The sequence below is a fragment of the Latilactobacillus sp. VITA-14 genome, from assembly GCF_046580785.1.
Taxonomy (GTDB): domain Bacteria; phylum Bacillota; class Bacilli; order Lactobacillales; family Lactobacillaceae; genus Latilactobacillus; species Latilactobacillus curvatus.
In genome coordinates this window covers 22,749-41,421 of record NZ_JBJKTM010000002.1, presented here as the reverse complement: position 1 = coordinate 41,421, position 18,673 = coordinate 22,749, and the positions used below count along the sequence as shown (strand labels likewise).

The 18,673-nt window shown below is 43.7% G+C and carries 19 protein-coding genes; 17 read left to right on the top strand and 2 right to left on the bottom strand.

Going from position 1 to position 18,673, the window contains the following annotated elements:
- The first annotated feature begins 5 nt into the window (after positions 1-5).
- From ACF1X7_RS01290 to recN, 3 genes are all read left to right on the top strand, one after another.
- Positions 6-836 carry a TlyA family RNA methyltransferase gene (locus ACF1X7_RS01290; RefSeq protein WP_089556888.1) on the top strand — a complete coding sequence of 277 codons (831 nt, stop codon included), beginning with the start codon at positions 6-8 and terminating at the stop codon, positions 834-836.
- 80 nt (positions 837-916) lie between these two features.
- Entirely contained in the window at positions 917-1,369 is a 453-nt protein-coding gene (argR, locus tag ACF1X7_RS01285; RefSeq protein ID WP_221276709.1) for an arginine repressor, read from the top strand.
- Positions 1,370-1,417: 48 nt separating this feature from the next.
- Positions 1,418-3,118 (top strand): DNA repair protein RecN, encoded by a 1,701-nt coding sequence (gene recN, locus ACF1X7_RS01280; RefSeq protein ID WP_069468312.1) that lies wholly within the window; start codon positions 1,418-1,420, stop codon positions 3,116-3,118.
- A 50-nt stretch (positions 3,119-3,168) separates the two neighbouring features.
- Here recN and ACF1X7_RS01275 read toward each other — a convergent pair whose 3' ends face one another.
- Entirely contained in the window at positions 3,169-3,495 is a 327-nt protein-coding gene (locus ACF1X7_RS01275) for a hypothetical protein (protein ID WP_004265483.1), read from the bottom strand.
- A gap of 121 nt (positions 3,496-3,616) precedes the next feature.
- Here ACF1X7_RS01275 and ACF1X7_RS01270 point away from each other — a divergent pair, with 121 nt between their 5' ends.
- The 12 genes from ACF1X7_RS01270 to ACF1X7_RS01215 all read left to right on the top strand — a co-directional run bounded on the left by ACF1X7_RS01270 (position 3,617) and on the right by ACF1X7_RS01215 (position 15,847).
- Positions 3,617-3,841 (top strand): YdbC family protein, encoded by a 225-nt coding sequence (locus ACF1X7_RS01270; protein ID WP_004265515.1) that lies wholly within the window; start codon positions 3,617-3,619, stop codon positions 3,839-3,841.
- Positions 3,842-3,912: 71 nt separating this feature from the next.
- Positions 3,913-4,524, top strand: a complete 612-nt coding sequence (gmk, locus tag ACF1X7_RS01265) for a guanylate kinase (RefSeq protein ID WP_004265611.1) — start codon at positions 3,913-3,915, stop codon at positions 4,522-4,524.
- 4 nt (positions 4,525-4,528) lie between these two features.
- Positions 4,529-4,786 (top strand): DNA-directed RNA polymerase subunit omega, encoded by a 258-nt coding sequence (rpoZ, locus tag ACF1X7_RS01260; RefSeq protein WP_039098128.1) that lies wholly within the window; start codon positions 4,529-4,531, stop codon positions 4,784-4,786.
- A gap of 89 nt (positions 4,787-4,875) precedes the next feature.
- Complete coding sequence (gene coaBC, locus ACF1X7_RS01255) at positions 4,876-6,078, top strand: bifunctional phosphopantothenoylcysteine decarboxylase/phosphopantothenate--cysteine ligase CoaBC (RefSeq protein ID WP_056965826.1); 1,203 nt, start codon at positions 4,876-4,878, stop codon at positions 6,076-6,078.
- 18 nt (positions 6,079-6,096) lie between these two features.
- Positions 6,097-8,511, top strand: a complete 2,415-nt coding sequence (gene priA / locus ACF1X7_RS01250; RefSeq protein WP_411162356.1) for a primosomal protein N' — start codon at positions 6,097-6,099, stop codon at positions 8,509-8,511.
- An 18-nt stretch (positions 8,512-8,529) separates the two neighbouring features.
- Positions 8,530-9,483, top strand: a complete 954-nt coding sequence (gene fmt / locus ACF1X7_RS01245) for a methionyl-tRNA formyltransferase (protein ID WP_004265521.1) — start codon at positions 8,530-8,532, stop codon at positions 9,481-9,483.
- Entirely contained in the window at positions 9,476-10,819 is a 1,344-nt protein-coding gene (rsmB, locus tag ACF1X7_RS01240; protein WP_064777029.1) for a 16S rRNA (cytosine(967)-C(5))-methyltransferase RsmB, read from the top strand. The genes fmt and rsmB overlap by 8 nt, the downstream gene beginning before the upstream one ends.
- Before the next feature lie 23 nt (positions 10,820-10,842).
- Positions 10,843-11,589 carry a Stp1/IreP family PP2C-type Ser/Thr phosphatase gene (locus ACF1X7_RS01235; RefSeq protein WP_039098125.1) on the top strand — a complete coding sequence of 249 codons (747 nt, stop codon included), beginning with the start codon at positions 10,843-10,845 and terminating at the stop codon, positions 11,587-11,589.
- The gene (pknB, locus tag ACF1X7_RS01230; protein WP_004265571.1) at positions 11,586-13,610 is read left to right on the top strand and encodes a Stk1 family PASTA domain-containing Ser/Thr kinase; all 2,025 of its coding nucleotides are present in this window, start codon (positions 11,586-11,588) and stop codon (positions 13,608-13,610) included. The genes ACF1X7_RS01235 and pknB overlap by 4 nt, the downstream gene beginning before the upstream one ends.
- Positions 13,611-13,625: 15 nt before the next feature.
- The gene (gene rsgA, locus ACF1X7_RS01225; RefSeq protein WP_064777030.1) at positions 13,626-14,525 is read left to right on the top strand and encodes a ribosome small subunit-dependent GTPase A; all 900 of its coding nucleotides are present in this window, start codon (positions 13,626-13,628) and stop codon (positions 14,523-14,525) included.
- A gap of 22 nt (positions 14,526-14,547) precedes the next feature.
- Entirely contained in the window at positions 14,548-15,210 is a 663-nt protein-coding gene (gene rpe, locus ACF1X7_RS01220) for a ribulose-phosphate 3-epimerase (RefSeq protein WP_035186087.1), read from the top strand.
- Entirely contained in the window at positions 15,197-15,847 is a 651-nt protein-coding gene (locus ACF1X7_RS01215; protein WP_069468308.1) for a thiamine diphosphokinase, read from the top strand. The genes rpe and ACF1X7_RS01215 overlap by 14 nt, the downstream gene beginning before the upstream one ends.
- Before the next feature lie 150 nt (positions 15,848-15,997).
- Here the strand turns inward: ACF1X7_RS01215 and rpmB are convergent, their stop codons facing one another.
- On the bottom strand, positions 15,998-16,183 hold the full coding sequence (gene rpmB, locus ACF1X7_RS01210; protein WP_004265581.1) for a 50S ribosomal protein L28: 186 nt from the start codon (positions 16,181-16,183) through the stop codon (positions 15,998-16,000).
- 305 nt (positions 16,184-16,488) lie between these two features.
- On the opposite strand from rpmB, the gene ACF1X7_RS01205 reads away from it, so the two are divergent.
- Both ACF1X7_RS01205 and ACF1X7_RS01200 read left to right on the top strand, forming a co-directional pair.
- Positions 16,489-16,851, top strand: coding sequence for an Asp23/Gls24 family envelope stress response protein (locus tag ACF1X7_RS01205; RefSeq protein ID WP_004265575.1), 363 nt, complete (start codon positions 16,489-16,491; stop codon positions 16,849-16,851).
- A 64-nt stretch (positions 16,852-16,915) separates the two neighbouring features.
- Positions 16,916-18,586 carry a DAK2 domain-containing protein gene (locus ACF1X7_RS01200; RefSeq protein ID WP_054644075.1) on the top strand — a complete coding sequence of 557 codons (1,671 nt, stop codon included), beginning with the start codon at positions 16,916-16,918 and terminating at the stop codon, positions 18,584-18,586.
- Positions 18,587-18,673: the final 87 nt, after the last annotated feature.

Here is an 18,673-nt window from a genome sequence, read left to right as displayed (position 1 = left end):
AACAGATGAAAAAAGAACGGGTAGACGTATTATTAGTCCAACAGGGATTATTTGATTCCAGAGAACAAGCAAAACGGTCTGTGATGGCTGGTGAAGTGTACGGTAAAAATGATGAACGAATCGACAAACCGGGCGAAAAAATCGACGCTGAAACTGTCTTAAGTGTCAAAGGGCGTAAGATTCCGTATGTTGGCCGAGGGGCTTTAAAATTGGCGAAAGCGGTCGAGGTTTTCAACATCGATTTACAGGATAAAATCGCACTTGATATCGGTTCTTCAACAGGGGGCTTTACTGATGTGGCGCTTAGAAATGGGGCCAAACTCTGTTACGCACTAGATGTTGGTTATAACCAACTAGCATGGAAATTGCGCGAAGATCCACGCGTCGTAGTGATGGAACGGGTTAATTTTCGTTACAGTCAACCAGAAGATTTCACCAATGGTCAACCAGATTTTGCCATGACGGATGTTTCGTTTATTTCGTTACATAAGATTTTGGTGCCGTTGAAACCCATCTTGAAACCGGACTGCGAAGCGGTTGCTTTAATTAAGCCGCAATTCGAAGCCGGCCCTGAAAATGTCGGTAAACACGGGATTGTGCGTGATCCGAAAGTGCATAAGATGGTGGTTAAAGATATCGTTGATTTTAGTTTAGCGACGGGCTACGACGTGCTAGGGTTAGATTTTTCACCAATTAAAGGTGGTGAAGGCAATATTGAATTCTTGATTCATCTACGGAATACGACGGCTGAGACTGGAACGATGGCCCCAAACGTGAATATTGATACGGTTTTAGAGAATGCCTATGCTGCTTTGAAACGACCAACGGGAAAATAGTGTATAAAACTTTGTATTTTATGTATAAATGCGCTATCATTGAGGAATAGAATAATTTCTCACATGAAGAGGGTGTTTTAATGCGCAAGGTAGATCGGCAACGACTGTTAAAAAATTTAATCCAGACCCATGAGATTGAACGACAAGAGGATTTTGTGAAGCTGTTACAAGCGGAAGACATCGATGTTACGCAAGCCACGATTTCGCGGGATATTAAAGAAATGCAGCTCATTAAAGTGCCAAATGCGGACGAGGGCTATCACTATAGCCTACCGCCTGAAAAGAAATTAGACGTTAAAGAAAAGTTGCGCCGGATTTTACGCGACGCCTATATTACGCATAAACAACAAGACTATTTTGTCGTGATTAAAGCCTTACCGGGTAACGGGACGGCAATTGCTAATCTTTTGGATCAAATGCAGCTCAGTGGTGTATTTGGTACAATTGGCGGCGACGACACCGTGTTGGTGATTTGTAAATCAGAAGAAAATGCTAAACAGTTTACGAAGTTTATTGAAGACTTGCTAAAGTAATTTGGCAAGTTTTTTTAGCATCAAGAGAAACGAAAGGGGGATGATCAGATGTTACAAGAGTTGGTCATTCACGATTTTGCAATTATCGATCAGTTAGCAATTAGTTTTGAAGAAGGGATGACGGTGCTCTCGGGGGAAACCGGAGCCGGTAAGTCAATTATTATCGATGCAGTCGGGTTACTCGCTGGCGGCCGGGGTTCACAAGACTTTATCCGGACTGGTGCTAAAAAAGCGACCCTTGAAGGCTTATTTACGATGACGCCTAATGGCACAACCGCCGCAGTATTAGACCAGTTTGGCATTGAACACGACGAACAAACCGTCTTGTTACAGCGCGATTTAGCCGTTAATGGACACAATGTTTGTCGGGTCAACGGTCATTTGGTCAATACAACCACTTTGAAGCATATTGGAGAAACCTTAGTTGATATTCACGGTCAAAATGAACACCAAGAATTAATGTATCCAGATCGCCACTTGGGGTTGTTGGATGAATTTGCGCATCAAAAGTTAACAACCGCGAAGGTAGCCTATGCCGAAACTTATGCTGCCTATCGTAAAACACAGCGTGCCTTGAAGCAAAAACAGCAAAATGAACAAGAATGGGCGCAACGCTTGGATATGCTGAAATTTCAAACTAACGAAATTGATGCAGCCCAATTACAGGCTGATGAAGAAAGCAAGTTAGTCGAAGAACGAGCCAAACTAATGAACTTTCAAAAAATTAACCAAGCATTGCAAGCCAGTCACACGATTTTAGCAGGAGAAGACGGGAATGCGTTAGACCAAATCGCAGTTGCAATGAATCAGATGCAAGAAATTGCTGAACTCGATCCAGAATTCAAGCGTATTGCGGACAGTCTGCAGACTGGTTATTACACGTTGCAAGATAGTAGCATTGATATTAGTCGGGAAGTTTCAAACTTAGAATGGGATGAAGCACGGTTAGATGAAATCGAACAACGGCTAGAAACTATTAATAATTTGGAACATAAGTATGGTGATTCAATTGCCGAAATTCTCGCTTATGGTGAAAAAATCGGGGCTGAACTAGCAGCGATGCAAGCAACTGAAGCGAACGCAAGTGAGTTGGAGCAGCAATTCACGCAACTTGAACAACAACTTAGGACAAACGGACAAACGTTGACGCAATTACGCCAAAAAGCAGCTAAGCAACTTGAAAAAGCGGTTCATCAACAGTTAAAAGCGTTATACATGGAAAAGACGGTCTTTAAAGTTGAATTCTTGCCAAATGAACAGGAACAGTTCATGGCTTCCGGGATGGACAAAGTTGAATTTTACATTCAACCCAACCCTGGTGAAAAACTACGGCCGCTCGCTAAAATTGCTTCTGGTGGGGAATTATCGCGCTTGATGTTAGCCCTTAAAACGATTTTCTCCGAATCACAAGGCGTTACTAGCATCATCTTTGATGAAGTTGATACCGGAGTGAGTGGGCGTGTGGCCCAAGCGATTGCCAATAAGATTAGTGAAATTGGCCAACATTCGCAAGTGCTCTGCATTACGCATTTGCCGCAAGTCGCAGCAATGAGTGATCATCAATATCAAATTCAAAAACAAGTGAAACAAAATCGAACAGAAACGTCCGTTCAAAAAGTAACCGGTAAACAACGGATTGCTGAACTGGCACGGATGTTAGCGGGGACTGAAGTAACAGAGTTAACTTTAGAACATGCCGAAGAATTGGTGGCATTAGCGGAAACGGCTAAGCAAAGTCGCCGACATTAAAATAAGGGTGCAGCCAAAATATTTTTTTGGCTGCACCCTTATTTTTTTGCTTAATTTTTCTTTTGAATGTAACGAATTTGATTGCAAAGGACAATCTTGTAGAGGTTCGAACGACTCTCTTTTAGCAGATACTTGTTCGCACTGAGTTGTTTAACCAAGCGCCCGGTCACTTGTTCGAGATGATCGTTAACATTGAATTGCACCGCAACATGGTAGTGGCGTTCAAACGCTTGGGTCATAAATAATTGAATCTGAGCAGGTTGCATTTGGGGTTGTTCAACAAAAGCAGTCGCTTCTGGTGTAAGTTCAAAAAAGCGGTGATATTGTTTAACCAATTGTTGACTGAGTCCGCTAACCGTTGCTTGTTTAAATTCCATGATTTCATCCTCCGAACACTTGTTTGTGTTTTCATTATACGAACGAACGTTCAGAATTGCAAGCGGCATTTTTTGATTTTTTTCGTGTATAATAGGATGAACTGATAGAAAGGGTGATTTGATGGGCAAAATTGAATATGAAATTATGGCAGAAATCGGTGTGTTGAGTGAAAATCCAGCTGGTTGGCGTAAAGAATTGAATTTAATCTCTTGGAATCAACGTGCACCAAAATTTGATTTGCGAGATTGGGCACCGGATCATGCCAAAATGGGTAAGGGTGTGACGCTGTCAAACGACGAAATTGCGTCCTTAAGGTTAATTTTAAATGAGATGGAAACAAAGTAGACTTGAAATTTCCCGCCAAATAGTGCAGAATAGACTTTAACTATTTTATAAAAGAAGAGGGAATTACGTAGATGTCCAATCGAGGAATGTTGATCGTTTTATCAGGCCCATCAGGGGTCGGTAAAGGAACTGTCCGTCAAGCAATGCTAGAAGATGAATTTCGTGATTTTCACTATTCAGTTTCGATGACGACGAGAAAGCCAAGACCAGGCGAACAAGATGGTGTTGACTATTATTTTGTGAGCAAAGAAGAATTCGAGCAAGAAATTGCAAATGATGGTATGCTAGAGTATGCACAGTACGTGGATAATTATTATGGCACACCGATGAAGTATGTGAATCAGACACTAGACTCAGGGCGCGATGTTTTATTAGAAATCGAAGTCCAAGGCGCAATGCAAGTGCGCGAGAAGTGTCCCGATGGCGTCTTCATCTTCTTGACACCACCCGATTTATTAGAATTGCGGAATCGAATTCAAAAACGCGGCACAGACGATCAAGCAACGATTGATAAGCGGATGCAAAAAGCAGCCGACGAAATCAAGATGATGGAAAATTACGATTATGCTGTTGTCAACGACGAAATTCCAAATGCGGTTCAACGAATCGAAAAGATTATCGAAAGTGAACACTTACGAGTGCCACGTGTGATCGACCAATACAAGAAAATGATAGGGGAATAATAATATGATTGTATATCCTTCAATTGATAAGTTACTAGAAAACGTGAACTCACGTTACTCATTGGCTGTTTTAGCTAGCAAGCGGGCCCATGAAATCGAAGCCGGTGATATTAAGATGTTATCTGAATACAAATCACCTAAAACGGTTGGGATGGCAATGGAAGAAATTGCTGCTGGCAATGTCATTATTGATCCTGATTCATTGATGCTTGAAAAAGATGCTGAAAAAATGGATAAGCTCGCTCAAAAAGACAGCGAATAAGAATAATTAAAGAACCTGCATGTTTAGTTTATTCATCGATGGATGTTTAAATTAAAGTGCAGTTTTTTTAGTTCTAGGGGGTTTTGAAAGTGGATTTAACGAATAAACGAATTGCAGTTTATGTGACAGGTGGCATTGCCGTCTACAAAGTGGCTAATTTGGTGCGTGGATTGATTAAAGCAGGTGCTGAGGTCCAAGTGGCAATGACTCAGGCGGCAACCGAATTTGTCACGCCACTGACGTTTGCCACATTAACGCGTAAACCCGTGTTAACTGATTTGTTTAATCAAGACCAACCGGATCGGGTTGCCCATATTCACTTAGCGGATTGGACTAATCTGGCGGTGATTGCTCCGGCGACTGCTAATCTAATCGGGAAACTCGCTAATGGGATTGCTGACGACTTTGTCTCGACCGCCTTGTTAGCCACTACCGCGCCTAAATTAATTGTGCCGGCGATGAATGAACATATGTGGTTTAATCCAGCTACCCAACGGAATTTAACCCAACTTAAAGCAGATGGCTATACTGTCATGGAACCGGATACCGGCTTTTTAGCGGAAGGCTATGCTGGTGTCGGGCGGTTCCCTGAAGAAACCGCGATTATGGCAGAAGTTGCGCAACAATTCGGACCGCAACGGTTAAGTGGGCAGAACGTGGTGGTGACTGCCGGTGGGACACAAGAACCAATTGATCCGGTACGCTACATTGGCAACCGATCTTCTGGTAAAATGGGGTATGCAGTGGCCCAAGCAGCCGTGGCGATGGGGGCGAATGTGATCCTCATCAGTACGCGTCCAGAATTGCCAGTGCCGGCTGGTTTGCACAAAATAATTTACGTTGAAACGGCGGCGCAATTACAAGGCACAGTTAGCAGTGTCTTTGAAGGGGCCGATGTTGTGGTGATGGCTGCGGCGGTTGCCGATTTTAAACCGGCCCAATATGTCACGCACAAAATCAAAAAACAACCGAACACAACTGAGATGCAGTTAACTTTAGACCGCACCCCAGATATTTTGGCGACGCTTGGGCAACAGAAGACGCATCAATTCTTGGTCGGTTTTGCGGCAGAAACAGATGATTTACTACAACATGCCCAAACCAAACTAGCAGCTAAAAATGTTGATTTACTCGTGGCGAACGATGTCAGTCAGCATGATCGGGGCTTTGGTGTTGATCAAAATGCGGTTACGCTTTTACAACCGAATGCAGTACCGGAAACATTAGCGTTGGCGGATAAAAGTGTGATTGCGACTCAAATTCTAGAACGAGTTGCTGAGTTGTTAGCTTAACTAAAAAGGAGGATTCAGATGCCACAAATCGCAAAAGTGATTGTCGATGTGCCGACGATGCAAACTAATCGGCCATACGATTACCAAGTACCGGATACTTTATTAGACAGTATTCAACCTGGGATGCGTGTGGCGGTTCCTTTTGGCAAAGGTGATCGATTAATTCAAGGTTTTATCTTGTCCATTCAAGATCAAGCCAATTTTGAGGGGCAATTAAAGCCGATTACGGCGGTCATTGATTTACAACCGGCTGTGAATTCAGAATTACTTCAATTATCAAGTTGGTTGGCAGAGCGGACCTATGCCTTTCAGATTACGTGCTTACAAACGATGCTCCCAAGTGTGATGCGTGCTAAGTACTCTAAGACCGCGCAACTAGTTGATGAAATTGATCCAGCCTTACAAGCAAGCCTGTTCAATGGTAACGACGAATTAACGTTTGACCAGTCGCTAGATCCCGAAAAGTTAAAACAATTGATGCAGTTACAACGCCAAGGGAAAATCGAAGTGGTCTACCATGTCGATGATCGCGCCCGCGTGAAGCAATTAACGGCGATTGAACCGGCATTATCGTTTGAACAGTTAGAAGAAGCGCGGACCGGCTTACGTAAGTCAGCGCAAAAGCAGAGTCAACTCATTAGTTATTTACAAAGTTTAATTGATCAACCCAATCCCTTATTAAAGGATGTTTTGACCAAGACGACTTTTACCCGGGAGAATATCAAGACAGGCGCCGACAAAGGTTGGTTACGCCAAGTTAAAGTTGAAGCTTATCGAAATCCTTATCCTAAAACCGTCACGACGACGCAAAAAATGGCGTTGACTGATGAACAGGCTGATGCGGTAGAAGCCGTTGTGGCGGCTACTAAGGTCCAATCTGATCGGGTTTTTCTAGTCGAAGGGATTACGGGCAGCGGTAAGACCGAAGTTTACTTGCAAACGATTGATGCGGTCTTGCAACAGGGGAAAACTGCATTAATGTTAGTCCCTGAAATTGCTTTGACCCCGCAGATGGTCAAACGCGTGAAGGGTCGCTTTGGTGATCAAGTTGCCGTTTTACATAGTGGCTTATCCGAAGGTGAAAAGTATGATGAATGGCGGCGAATTGAACGCAAAGAAGCCAGCGTTGTCGTTGGGGCGCGGTCAGCCGTTTTTGCACCATTGGAGAATATCGGTGTGATTATCATGGATGAAGAACATGAAGCTTCCTATAAACAAGATGAAAGTCCGCGCTATCATGCCCGCGATGTTGCCATCTGGCGGAGTCAGTACCATCATTGCCCAGTGATTCTCGGGAGTGCAACACCGTCGCTTGAATCGCGTGCCCGCGCCCAAAAAGGCGTCTACCAACTCTTGCGCCTGACGCAACGGATTAATCAACAGCCATTACCGGCAGTTGAGTTGGTTGATATGCGCGAGGCGATGAAGCAACAAGCCAGCAGCAACTTTTCACCTGCACTATTAGATGCGTTGAAGGATCGGTTGCAAAAAGGCGAACAAAGTGTCCTCTTGTTGAACCGGCGCGGTTTTTCATCCTTTATCATGTGTCGCGATTGTGGCTTTGTCTTGCAGTGTCCCAACTGTGATATCTCACTCACGTTGCATATGGATACGCACTCGATGAAGTGCCATTACTGTGGTCATGAAGAAGCAATTCCGCGGACTTGTCCAAATTGTCAGAGTCGCCAGATTCGCTATTTTGGAACGGGAACACAAAAAGTCGAAGCAGAACTCCAAGAGCTGATTCCAAATGCTCGTATTCTACGCATGGACGTTGATACAACCCGCAAAAAAGGTGCGCACGCTAAATTACTCAAACGCTTTGGCGACCACGATGCCGATATTTTATTAGGCACGCAGATGATTGCCAAAGGGCTTGATTTTCCCGATGTAACGCTTGTCGGCGTGATTAACGCCGATACCGCTCTTGGGTTACCTGATTTTCGGGCAAGTGAGCGCACGTTTCAATTATTGACGCAAGTCAGTGGCCGTGCTGGTCGTGCCGATAAAATCGGTGCGGTTATCGTCCAATCTTTTAATCCGGAAAATTACGCCATCCAATTTGCCAAGCAACATGATTATGAAGGCTTCTATCAATATGAGATGGCAGTCCGCCATCGGGGCGGCTATCCGCCGTATTATTTTACGGTACAGTTAACGATTAGCCATCCTGAAGAAGCGTTGGCAGCCAAGAAGAGTTTCCAGATTGCCCGTCAATTACGGCCCGTCTTATCCGACCAAGCGATTGTGCTGGGTCCGACGCCGAAGTCGATTGCGCGGATTAATAATCGTTATTTCTATCAAATTGTGATTAAATATAAACAGGAACCACAACTTCAGGCGAAACTCGCCGAGATTCTCGAAACGACCCAAATTGATACCCGTCATGGTTTCAAGATTGGGTTGGACAATGAACCCCTACAATTTACTTAAAGTGAGCGTGATTGATTAATGACATCCATCGTATTTATGGGGACTCCCCAATTTTCAGTACCGATTTTAGAAGCCCTTGTGGCACACGATTATCAAGTCCTAGCCGTTGTGACCCAACCAGACCGGAAAGTTGGCCGCAAGCAAGTCTTACAACAAACACCCGTTAAAGAAGCGGCTGTTCGCTTAAACCTGACTGTTTTTCAACCTGAAAAACTCAGTGGTAGTCAAGAATTAGCGGACGTGATGGCCTTGCAACCAGATTTAATTGTGACGGCAGCATATGGTCAATTCTTGCCAACGAAGTTATTAGAAGCCGCTAAGATTGCAGCCATCAATGTGCATGGTTCACTCTTGCCAAAATATCGTGGTGGTGCACCCATTCAATATGCTGTGTTAAACGGCGATTCAGAAATTGGGATTACCATCATGCATATGGCTAAAAAAATGGATGCCGGTGATATGATTGAACAAGCCAGCATTCCAATTGAAGCTTCAGACGACACCGGGACTTTATTTGATAAGTTAAGTTATGTCGGTCGAGATCTATTATTGAAGACATTACCAAGCATTATCGATCAAACCGCGCCCCGGACACCACAAGATGAAGCACAAGTAACGTTTGCTTACAATATTACTAAGGAACAAGAACAATTAGATATCGAGCAACCAGCAACGCAACTGGTCAACCAGATTCGTGCGTTACGGCCACAACCAGGCGCTTGGTTGCCAATTAATGGTCAACGGACAAAATTATGGCAAGCAACTGTTGCTGAAACAACGACGGATCAACCAGCCGGTGTGATTGTCGCTATCAACAAAAAGGATTTCGAATTAGCAGCCGGCAATGGCAGTGTTTTGAAGATTACCGAGATTCAACCAGCTGGTAAGGCTAAAATGCCGGTCCAATCTTTCTTAAACGGGGTTGGCAAACAACTCGCAGTCGGACAACAAGTGGTGGTGCAAGATGCCTAAAAAGACACCACGCTATTTAGCTGTTGAAATTTTAATGGCGGTTGCCAAACAAAACAGTTATTCAAACTTGGCCCTCGACCAAGTGATTAAACAAAACCACTTGAATCCCCAAGATGCTGGTTTTTTAACGCAGCTCGTGTATGGTGTGATTCAACATGAAATGACACTCGATTATTACCTAGCCCCCTTTATTCAAAAACCAGCTAAACTGGCAACTTGGGTCCGCCAAGTCTTACGGACGGCAGTTTTTCAACAGGTTTATTTGGATCGTGTTCCTGAACATGCGATTTTTTATGAAGCAACTGAGATTGCCAAACAAATGGGCCATGCTGGCACGGCTAAGTTGGTCACCGCAATTCTACGGAACCAACAACGGACTGGATTGCCTGATTTAGCAGCAATTGCCGATCCAATCGAACGCCTAAGTGTGACTTACAGTATGCCGCAGTGGTTAGTGGCGAAGTTCCACCAAGAATTAGGGCAATCAAAATTGGAACACTTATTGGCAACGATTAACCAACCAGCGAATGCGTCCATTCGAGTCAATACCCGTGTTAATTCAGTTGATGCCGTTTTGGCAGACTTACAGGCTGACGGGTTAACGATTGAACCGAGTGTAATTGTAGCCGCTGGATTAGTTGCCCACGGCGGTCACTTAGCCAGCGGTGAATTGTTCGAACAAGGCGCGTATATAATTCAAGATGAAAGCTCGATGTTAGTGGCACCAAGTTTGCAACTACAACCAAGTGATCGGATCTTGGATGCTTGTGCAGCCCCAGGTGGGAAAACGACACATATGGCGACTTATTTGGATGCCAGTCAAGGGGGGCAAATTACTGCCTTAGACATTCATGAACATAAAGTCCGCTTGATTGAGCAAAACGCTAAGCGTTTGCATGTTGCAGACGTCATTGATGCGCGGGCGCTCGATGCACGCAAAGTCGGTGAACAATTTGAACCTGAAACATTTGATAAGATTTTAGTCGATGCACCATGTTCTGGCTTAGGCTTAATGCGACGTAAACCGGAAATCAAGTATGGTCGCCAAGCAGCAGACTTATTGAACCTTCAAAAGATTCAATTGGCGATTTTAGAAGCCGTTGCACCAACCTTAAAAGTGGGTGGTCAATTGACTTACAGTACCTGTACGATTGTCCCAGAAGAAAATCAACAAGTTGTTGCGGCTTTTGTGGCCAATCATCCAGAATTTGAAATCGTACCAGTAGCACTCGACAAACCATTGCCAGCCAATCAAGCGACACCGTTTGTCCAAATCTATCCCGATGATTATCAAACAGACGGCTTTTTCATCGCTTGTTTAACACGACGGGCTTAAATTATTAATTGAGGTGAATTCTTATGGAAGTTGCTTTTCAAACCGATGTCGGCCAACAACGCCAAAATAATCAGGACTATGTCGGCTTTTATACCAATAAAAGCGGTGCGCAGTTTGCGATTGTTGCTGATGGGATGGGCGGTCATTTAGGCGGCGATGTTGCTTCAGAAATGGCGGTTTCCCATATTGGGTACGAGTTCGAACGAACTGATGATACCGACATTGAATCCATGGTTAAATGGTTAATTTTCGAATTACAAAAAGAAAACAAACATATTTTAGCGAAGGCTAATCAGTATGATGATTTGTTTGGGATGGGCACCACGCTCGTCGCAGTACTGATTTCAGGTGCCAATTACTTAGTTGCCAATATTGGCGACAGCCGAGTGTATCGCTTCCGGAATAACGAACTCCGCCAATTAACAGAGGACCATTCCTTGGTAAATGAATTGGTGAAACAAGGGGAGTTAACCGAAGAAGCGGCAAAGCATCATCCGCAAAAAAACATCATTACGCGCACATTAGGCGTTTCGCAAGATGTCGATGCCGATGTAACAATTTACGAATTTGAACCAGATGATTATCTATTATTATGTACAGATGGGCTAACCAATATGGTCGATGATGAACAAATTAAGACCACGCTGATGACACCGACATCGCTGGAAGAAAAATGTGCGGCATTAATTCAACAAGCAAATGATGCCGGTGGCTTAGATAATATTACGGCGTTAATCTTACATCAAACTGGTGAGGAGGGTGCGCGATGATGGAGACAGGCTACGCGGTCAATGGCCGCTATCAGATTATCCGTCCAATTGGAGAAGGTGGCATGGCCAACGTTTATCTGGCCCAAGATCTGATTTTGGATCGCCAAGTGGCGGTCAAGGTGCTGCGACTTGATTTACGGAACGATCCGAACACGGTACGTCGCTTTAAACGCGAAGCACTTGCCACAACTGAATTGAACCACCCCAATATCGTCAGTATCTATGATGTTGGTGAAGAAAACAGCATGCAATACATCGTGATGGAATATGTGAAGGGAACAGATTTAAAGAAGTATATCGTTGAACACTTCCCGATTCCTTATCAACGCGTCGTCGATATTATGACGCAGATTTTATCAGCGGTCGAAAATGCCCACGCGCACGATATTATTCATCGTGATTTGAAACCACAGAATATCTTGGTCGATGAAGCAGGTAACGTTAAGATTAGCGATTTTGGGATTGCGATTGCGCTCAGTGAAACCGCGATGACCCAGACCAATACATTACTCGGATCAGTGCATTATTTATCACCAGAGCAAGCACGGGGTTCAATGGCAACGAAACGTTCAGACATCTATTCACTCGGGATTATTCTGTATGAAATGTTAACGGGTATGGTGCCATTTGAAGGTGAATCGGCTGTTTCCATCGCGATTAAACATTTTCAAGATGCTGTACCACCCGTTCGAGATTATGATCCGCGGATTCCACAAGCTTTGGAAAACGTTGTGTTAAAAGCAACTGCCAAAGATCCGGACGAACGCTACAGTGATGTTGGGCAAATGACCACTGATTTGAGTACCTCATTATCAGCTAGTCGGGCGCATGAACCGAAATTCGTGCCCTCACAAGGTGATATGGGTGAAACAAAGGTGATTCCGGCTCTCGACCCAGAAGGGATTACACGCCAAAACGATGCGCCAGAAGCCAAACCCAAAGATGAGACTGAAGTAAAAGACGATCAGAAAAAGAAACAGCCCCATAAGAAGTCGAAGCGGAAATGGTGGTTTGTGGGGCTTGGCGTAGTCTTGTTAGTGATGCTCGGGGTCTTCGCTGCGTACGCAATGCAAGGCAGTGAAGTGACTGTTCCAGATGTGACAGACATGACGCAAGAAAACGCGACTGCAGCATTAACCGCAGATAAATTAAAAGTTGGTAAGATTCAAAAAACTACTAGCAATAAGTACAGCAAAGGGCATGTGATTTTATCGACGCCTGGTAAAGGAATGCATGTTAAATCGGGCAGTACGGTTGATCTAACAATCAGTACGGGTCGTAAAAAGTATGAGATCGAAGATTATACGGACAAACCGTTCACAGATGTCAGCACGTTATTAAAACAAAAGGGATTGACGGTTGTGCGCAAATATCAGAGTTCACGCAGTGTTGCTTCGGGACTGATTTTAGACCAAAGCATTGCCGCAGGTGAAAAAGTTGTCCCAAGTAAGACGACGATTACCTTGACTGTCAGCAGCGGCAAGCCAAGCATTACTTTACGCAATTTGAGTAATTACACGAAACAGGCTGTTCAAGACTATGTTGATGACGTTGGTTTGACGGTTACTTTTTCAGAGGATTACTCCAATACGATTGATGAAGGGTTAGTCATTAGCCAATCACCTGGTAGTGGTGCATCTATTCAAGAAGGCGCCAATATTAACGTGGTACTTTCTAAAGGTAAAAAAGCGCCCGCTACCAAGAGTTTTACAAAGTCGATTACGATTCCGTTTGATAATTCCTTAGCAACTTCACAAAGTAGTACAAGCAGCTCGAGCGAATCGGGTGACAGTAGTAGTACGAGCTCTAGTTCAAGTAGTACTTCAACGGCTACGACGAATAAGATTACGATTTATTTAGAAGATAGCACGCATTCAATAACGAGCGTTTATAAAGAAATGACGATTACCGCGGATACAACCGTTGAATTGCCATTTACGATTAAAGCGGACCAAGCCGGCCGTTTCCGGATTTTGAGAAATGGTCAAGAGATTCTATCTGATGACCATGTGACAAACTAATTGGGAGGTGACCTATTGCAGACAGGACAGATTATTCGCGCCCTCAGTGGGTTTTATGATGTACAAAGTGAAGGCAAAATTTATCGAACGCGTGCGCGTGGTAATTTCCGTAAACGGAAAATTACGCCACTTGTCGGCGATTTTGTCGAATTCGAGAGTGAAAGTGAAACAGAAAGTGGCTATATTCTTGAGATTTTAGATCGTAAAAATGAGATGATTCGACCACCAGTCGCTAATATTGATAATGCTGTCGTAATTGTTTCGGCGGTGGAACCAGCATTCTCCTTGAATTTGTTGGATCGTTTCTTGATTTATATTGAATCGCTGCACATGCAAGGGTTAGTTTATTTAACCAAGACCGATATGATTAGTGATCAACAATACCAAGAAATTAGTGATTACTTGGCGTATTACGCGAAGATCGGCTATCAAATTTTTGCACCGCGGACCGCCTTTACGCCGGCGATTATTACGGCAATTGAAGACACGTTCCCGCATAAAACAACCGTCTTTACAGGACAAACGGGGGCCGGCAAGTCAACCTTGTTAAACCACATTGATCCAAGCTTGAATATTGCGACTGCTGAAATTTCGCAGAGTTTAAATCGTGGGAAACATACAACCCGGCATATTGAACTGATTCCGTTGAATGATGGGTTAGTTGGTGATACGCCTGGCTTTTCATCACTTGGTTTATTAAACGTCACGATTGAAACCTTGGTTGACCGATTCCCAGAGTTCAGAGAAATCGGGCAAGGATGCAAGTTTAGAACGTGTCAACACGTGATGGAACCGAAATGTGCCGTGAAAGAAGCTGTCGACAGTGGCGAAATTATGCAAAGTCGTTATACGAATTATTTACAGTTTAGAGCAGAATTAAAGGATATTCGGCCAGTTTACAAGAAGTCAAAATAAAAATGTGATCGGAGTTTTGATGATGAAACAAATCGCACCTTCAATTTTAAGCGCAGACTTTATGAACTTACAAAGAGACGTCCAAAACCTTGAAAAGGCGGGCGCTGATCTATTGCATGTGGATATCATGGATGGGATGTTTGTCCCCAACATGTCGTTTGGCCCCCAAGTAGTAACTGGCTTGCGGCCATTGACAACGTTAGGCTTAGATGTCCATTTAATGGTCGAACAACCAGAACGCTACATCGAACAATTTGCAGCAGCTGGTTCAGACTTAATCATGATTCATGCCGAAGCAACGCAACATCTCTACCGTGGTCTTCAGATGATTAAAGATGCTGGTGTTAAAGCAGGTGTGGTGATCAATCCAGGGACACCAGTCAGTGCGATTGAACCAGTCTTATCATTGGTTGATCAAGTCTTAGTAATGACGGTTAATCCCGGTTTTGGTGGGCAGAAGTTTATTCCAGCGATGTTGGATAAGGTCACTGAATTAGCGACTTATCGCGATCAACATGCTGATGCAGATTATACGATTGAAGTCGATGGTGGGGTTAACGACCAAACCATCGGTGCGTGTGCCAAAGCAGGCGCAGATGTTTTCGTTGCCGGTTCATATACGTTTGCCGGTGATTTAGCAACCCGGATTGCAACTTTAAAGCAGGCTGCTCATGACGCGGATTAATGTGTTGGTGGGAGGACCAGTCAGTGAGTGGGCCCCCGAATTGGCGCAGCCAGAAATGATTGATGGTCAATGGGTGACAGCAGACCGTGGTACGTGGCGCTTATTGCAAAAAGGCGTAACACCTGTCGTGTCAGTCGGCGATTTTGATTCATTGACGGCGGCTGAGCGGACCACCGTTCAATCAGCAGTAAAGGATATTCGCTCTGTGCAAGCAGAAAAAGATGATACCGACACTCAGTTGGCATTATCAATTGCGCTAACTGAATTTAATGCGGATCAAGTTGTGCTTTATGGCGCAACAGGCGGTCGGTTGGACCATTTTCTTGCTAATCTCTTTATGCCCTTAGAAACACGTTTTAAGCCGTTTTTAGACCGCTTAGAGATGCGCGATCGGCAAAATACGATTCAGTTCTATGCACCAGGGACGTATCAATTACAAAAAGAAGCCGATAAACGGTATCTGGCCTTTGTGCCATTAGTTCCCACAACTGGTTTAAATTTAATTGATGAAAAATATCGCTTGGTGGATTACCAAACGCAAGTCCCGATTTCATGGGCTAGTAATGAGTTCATCGGTGAGACCGGCCAATTCAGTTTTGAAACTGGGGTGGTTGCGGTGATTCAAAGTAAGGATTAAAAAGACGGCTCGGATAAAATTATTTTATCCGAGCCGTCTTTTTGGTTGCCATAAACGTGTTCGATCAGTCATCTCCCGAGGATTAGCCGACTTATCTCGTACTCTTTGCCAAAAAAAATAGACCGCCAACTGGCGGTCTATCAATTGAAATTATACACGAGTTACTTTGCCTGATTTCAAAGCACGGGCTGAAACCCAAACACGTTTAGGTTTGCCATCAACTAAGATACGTACTTTTTGTAAATTTGGCTTCCAAGAACGACGAGATGCGTTCAAAGCGTGTGAACGCTTGTTGCCAAATGATGTTTTACGGCCGGTAATAACGTCTTTTGCCATGGTCTTATTCCTCCTTTAAGTAAAGCCGGTAGAATTAACGAGAAACATAATATGATTCAGTTAGTCTTAATAGTTGCATGCATGCACACCGGCTTATACAATTCACTTAAATAATTTACCATAATAGTTTGGGGAATGCAAGAGCTCTTTCAAGGAAATTTACTTGACAGTCCAAAATAAGTTGTTTAAACTCATTAAAGTCCAAAAATAAGCCGTATTTTAAGAAGAATTCATCACCAGTTGCTTTGCAACTCTTCTCCGCTATGCTAAAATAACAATAAGTATGGCACAAGGAGGCTATTTTAATGGCTGTTAAAATTAAAACACAATATGGCGACATTGATATTACCAATAACGTGATTGCAACCGTCGTTGGTGGCGCTGCAACAGATATCTACGGAATTGTTGGGATGGCAAGTAAGAATCAAATCCGTGACAATTTAAACGATATTTTGAATCGTGAGAATTATAATCGGGGTGTCGTAGTCCGTCAAGAAGACAATGGCGTTGCGATTGATGTCTATATTATTGTTGGTTACGGCATTAAGATCTCTGAAGTTTGCCGTAACGTCCAGAGTAAAGTGAAGTACAATCTTGAAACAATGTTGGGTGTCAGTGCGAACTCAGTGAATATTTATGTTCAAGGTGTACGGGTATTAGAAGACTAAAACTAATTAGCGGAGCTGGCCACTAGGTCCAGTTCTATTTGTTTTTGTTCAAGGAGGAACATTCGTGAAAGTTACTGAAATCACAGCAGCAGAATTCCAAGCAATGATGCGGGTTGCTGCACATCGGCTTACTAAAAATGCAGAATTTGTCAATTCATTAAACGTCTTTCCAGTGCCTGATGGGGATACTGGGACCAATATGAGTTTAACGTTTCAAAGTGGGGCCAAAGCAGTTAATGAAAACAACGCGCAATCTGTCGGTGAATTATCTAAGAGTTTAGCCAAGGGGCTTTTGATGGGCGCTCGGGGTAACTCCGGGGTTATCAGTTCACAAATTTTCCGTGGTTTTTCTAAGAGCATGGCTGAAAAAGAAACATTGGATGCACAAGATTTGGCTGACGCATTCACAAATGGTGTTCAAACGGCTTATAAAGCAGTAATGAAACCCGTTGAAGGCACGATTTTGACGGTTGCCAGAGAAGGCGCCAAAGCTGGTGCCAAGGTTGCCGGTCAAACTGATGATATCGGTGCAGTTATCGAAGCTGTTGTTGAGGGTTCTAAGAAGGCCTTGTTGAAGACCCCTGAATTACTCCCTGTCTTAAAAGAAGTCGGCGTTGTCGATTCTGGTGGTCAAGGATTGGTCTTCATCTATGAAGGTTTCTTAGAAGGTTTAACAGGCCAAGCACCTGCAAAAGATCTTTACACACCTGATGAAGCGGAAATGGATGAAATGGTCAATGCCAATCATCATCAAACCGCTCAAATGGGTACAGAAGATATTGAAAATGGTTATTGTACTGAAATCATGGTCGCCCTTGGTGACGGGACAACTGTCGATCGCGAATTTGATTATGATGAATTCCGCAATCATTTAAACGGTGTTGGTGACTCTCTCTTAGTGGTAGCCGATGAAGAAGTGGTGAAGGTCCATGTGCATACAGAACATCCAGGGACAGTCATGGCTTACGGCCAACACTTTGGTTCATTAGTGAAGATTAAAGTCGATAACATGCGTTTACAACATGATACGATTGTTGAAAACGACCAACAAGCTGCTGCCCCTGTGCAAGCAGAACCTGTTGAAAATGGGATTATCGCGATTGCGGCCGGTGATGGGATTGCTGAACTCTTCAAGAGTTTAGGGGCTACTTATATCTTAAGTGGTGGTCAAACCATGAATCCAAGTACGCAAGATATTTTAGATGCGATTAAAGCAGCCAATGCTAAACAAGTGATCTTATTACCAAATAATAAGAACATCTTCTTAGCCGCTGAACAAGCTGCCGAAGTGGCTGATATTCCAGTTGCAATCGTGCAAAGTCGGACGATTGCTCAAGGGATGACCGCTCTCTTATCATTTGACCCATCTGCTGAATTGGCTGCTAATCAAGAAGCCATGACAGAGGCGTTAGATACCGTGATTAGTGGTCAAGTAACGCAATCAATCCGGGACACGACTTTAGATGGACTTGAAATTAAGAAAGACGATTACATGGGGATTATCGATGGTAAGATTAAGGTCTCAACGGCTGAACGTTTAACAGCAGCCATTGAAATGGTCCAAACAATGCTTGATGAAGACAGTGAAATCGTCACAATTATTATCGGGGAAGACGGCGATGCAACAGAAGCTGAACAAATCAGTGATGCAATTATGGCCCAAGACCCAGAATTAGAAGTTGAAGTACACGAAGGGAATCAACCAGTTTACCCATACTTGATTTCAGTTGAATAGTTAATCAAATAAAACGGGAATGAGGTTGAATATACCTGGTTCCCGTTTTTTAGTAGAAGTACGTTTAACCTTGGAATATGGTTAAAA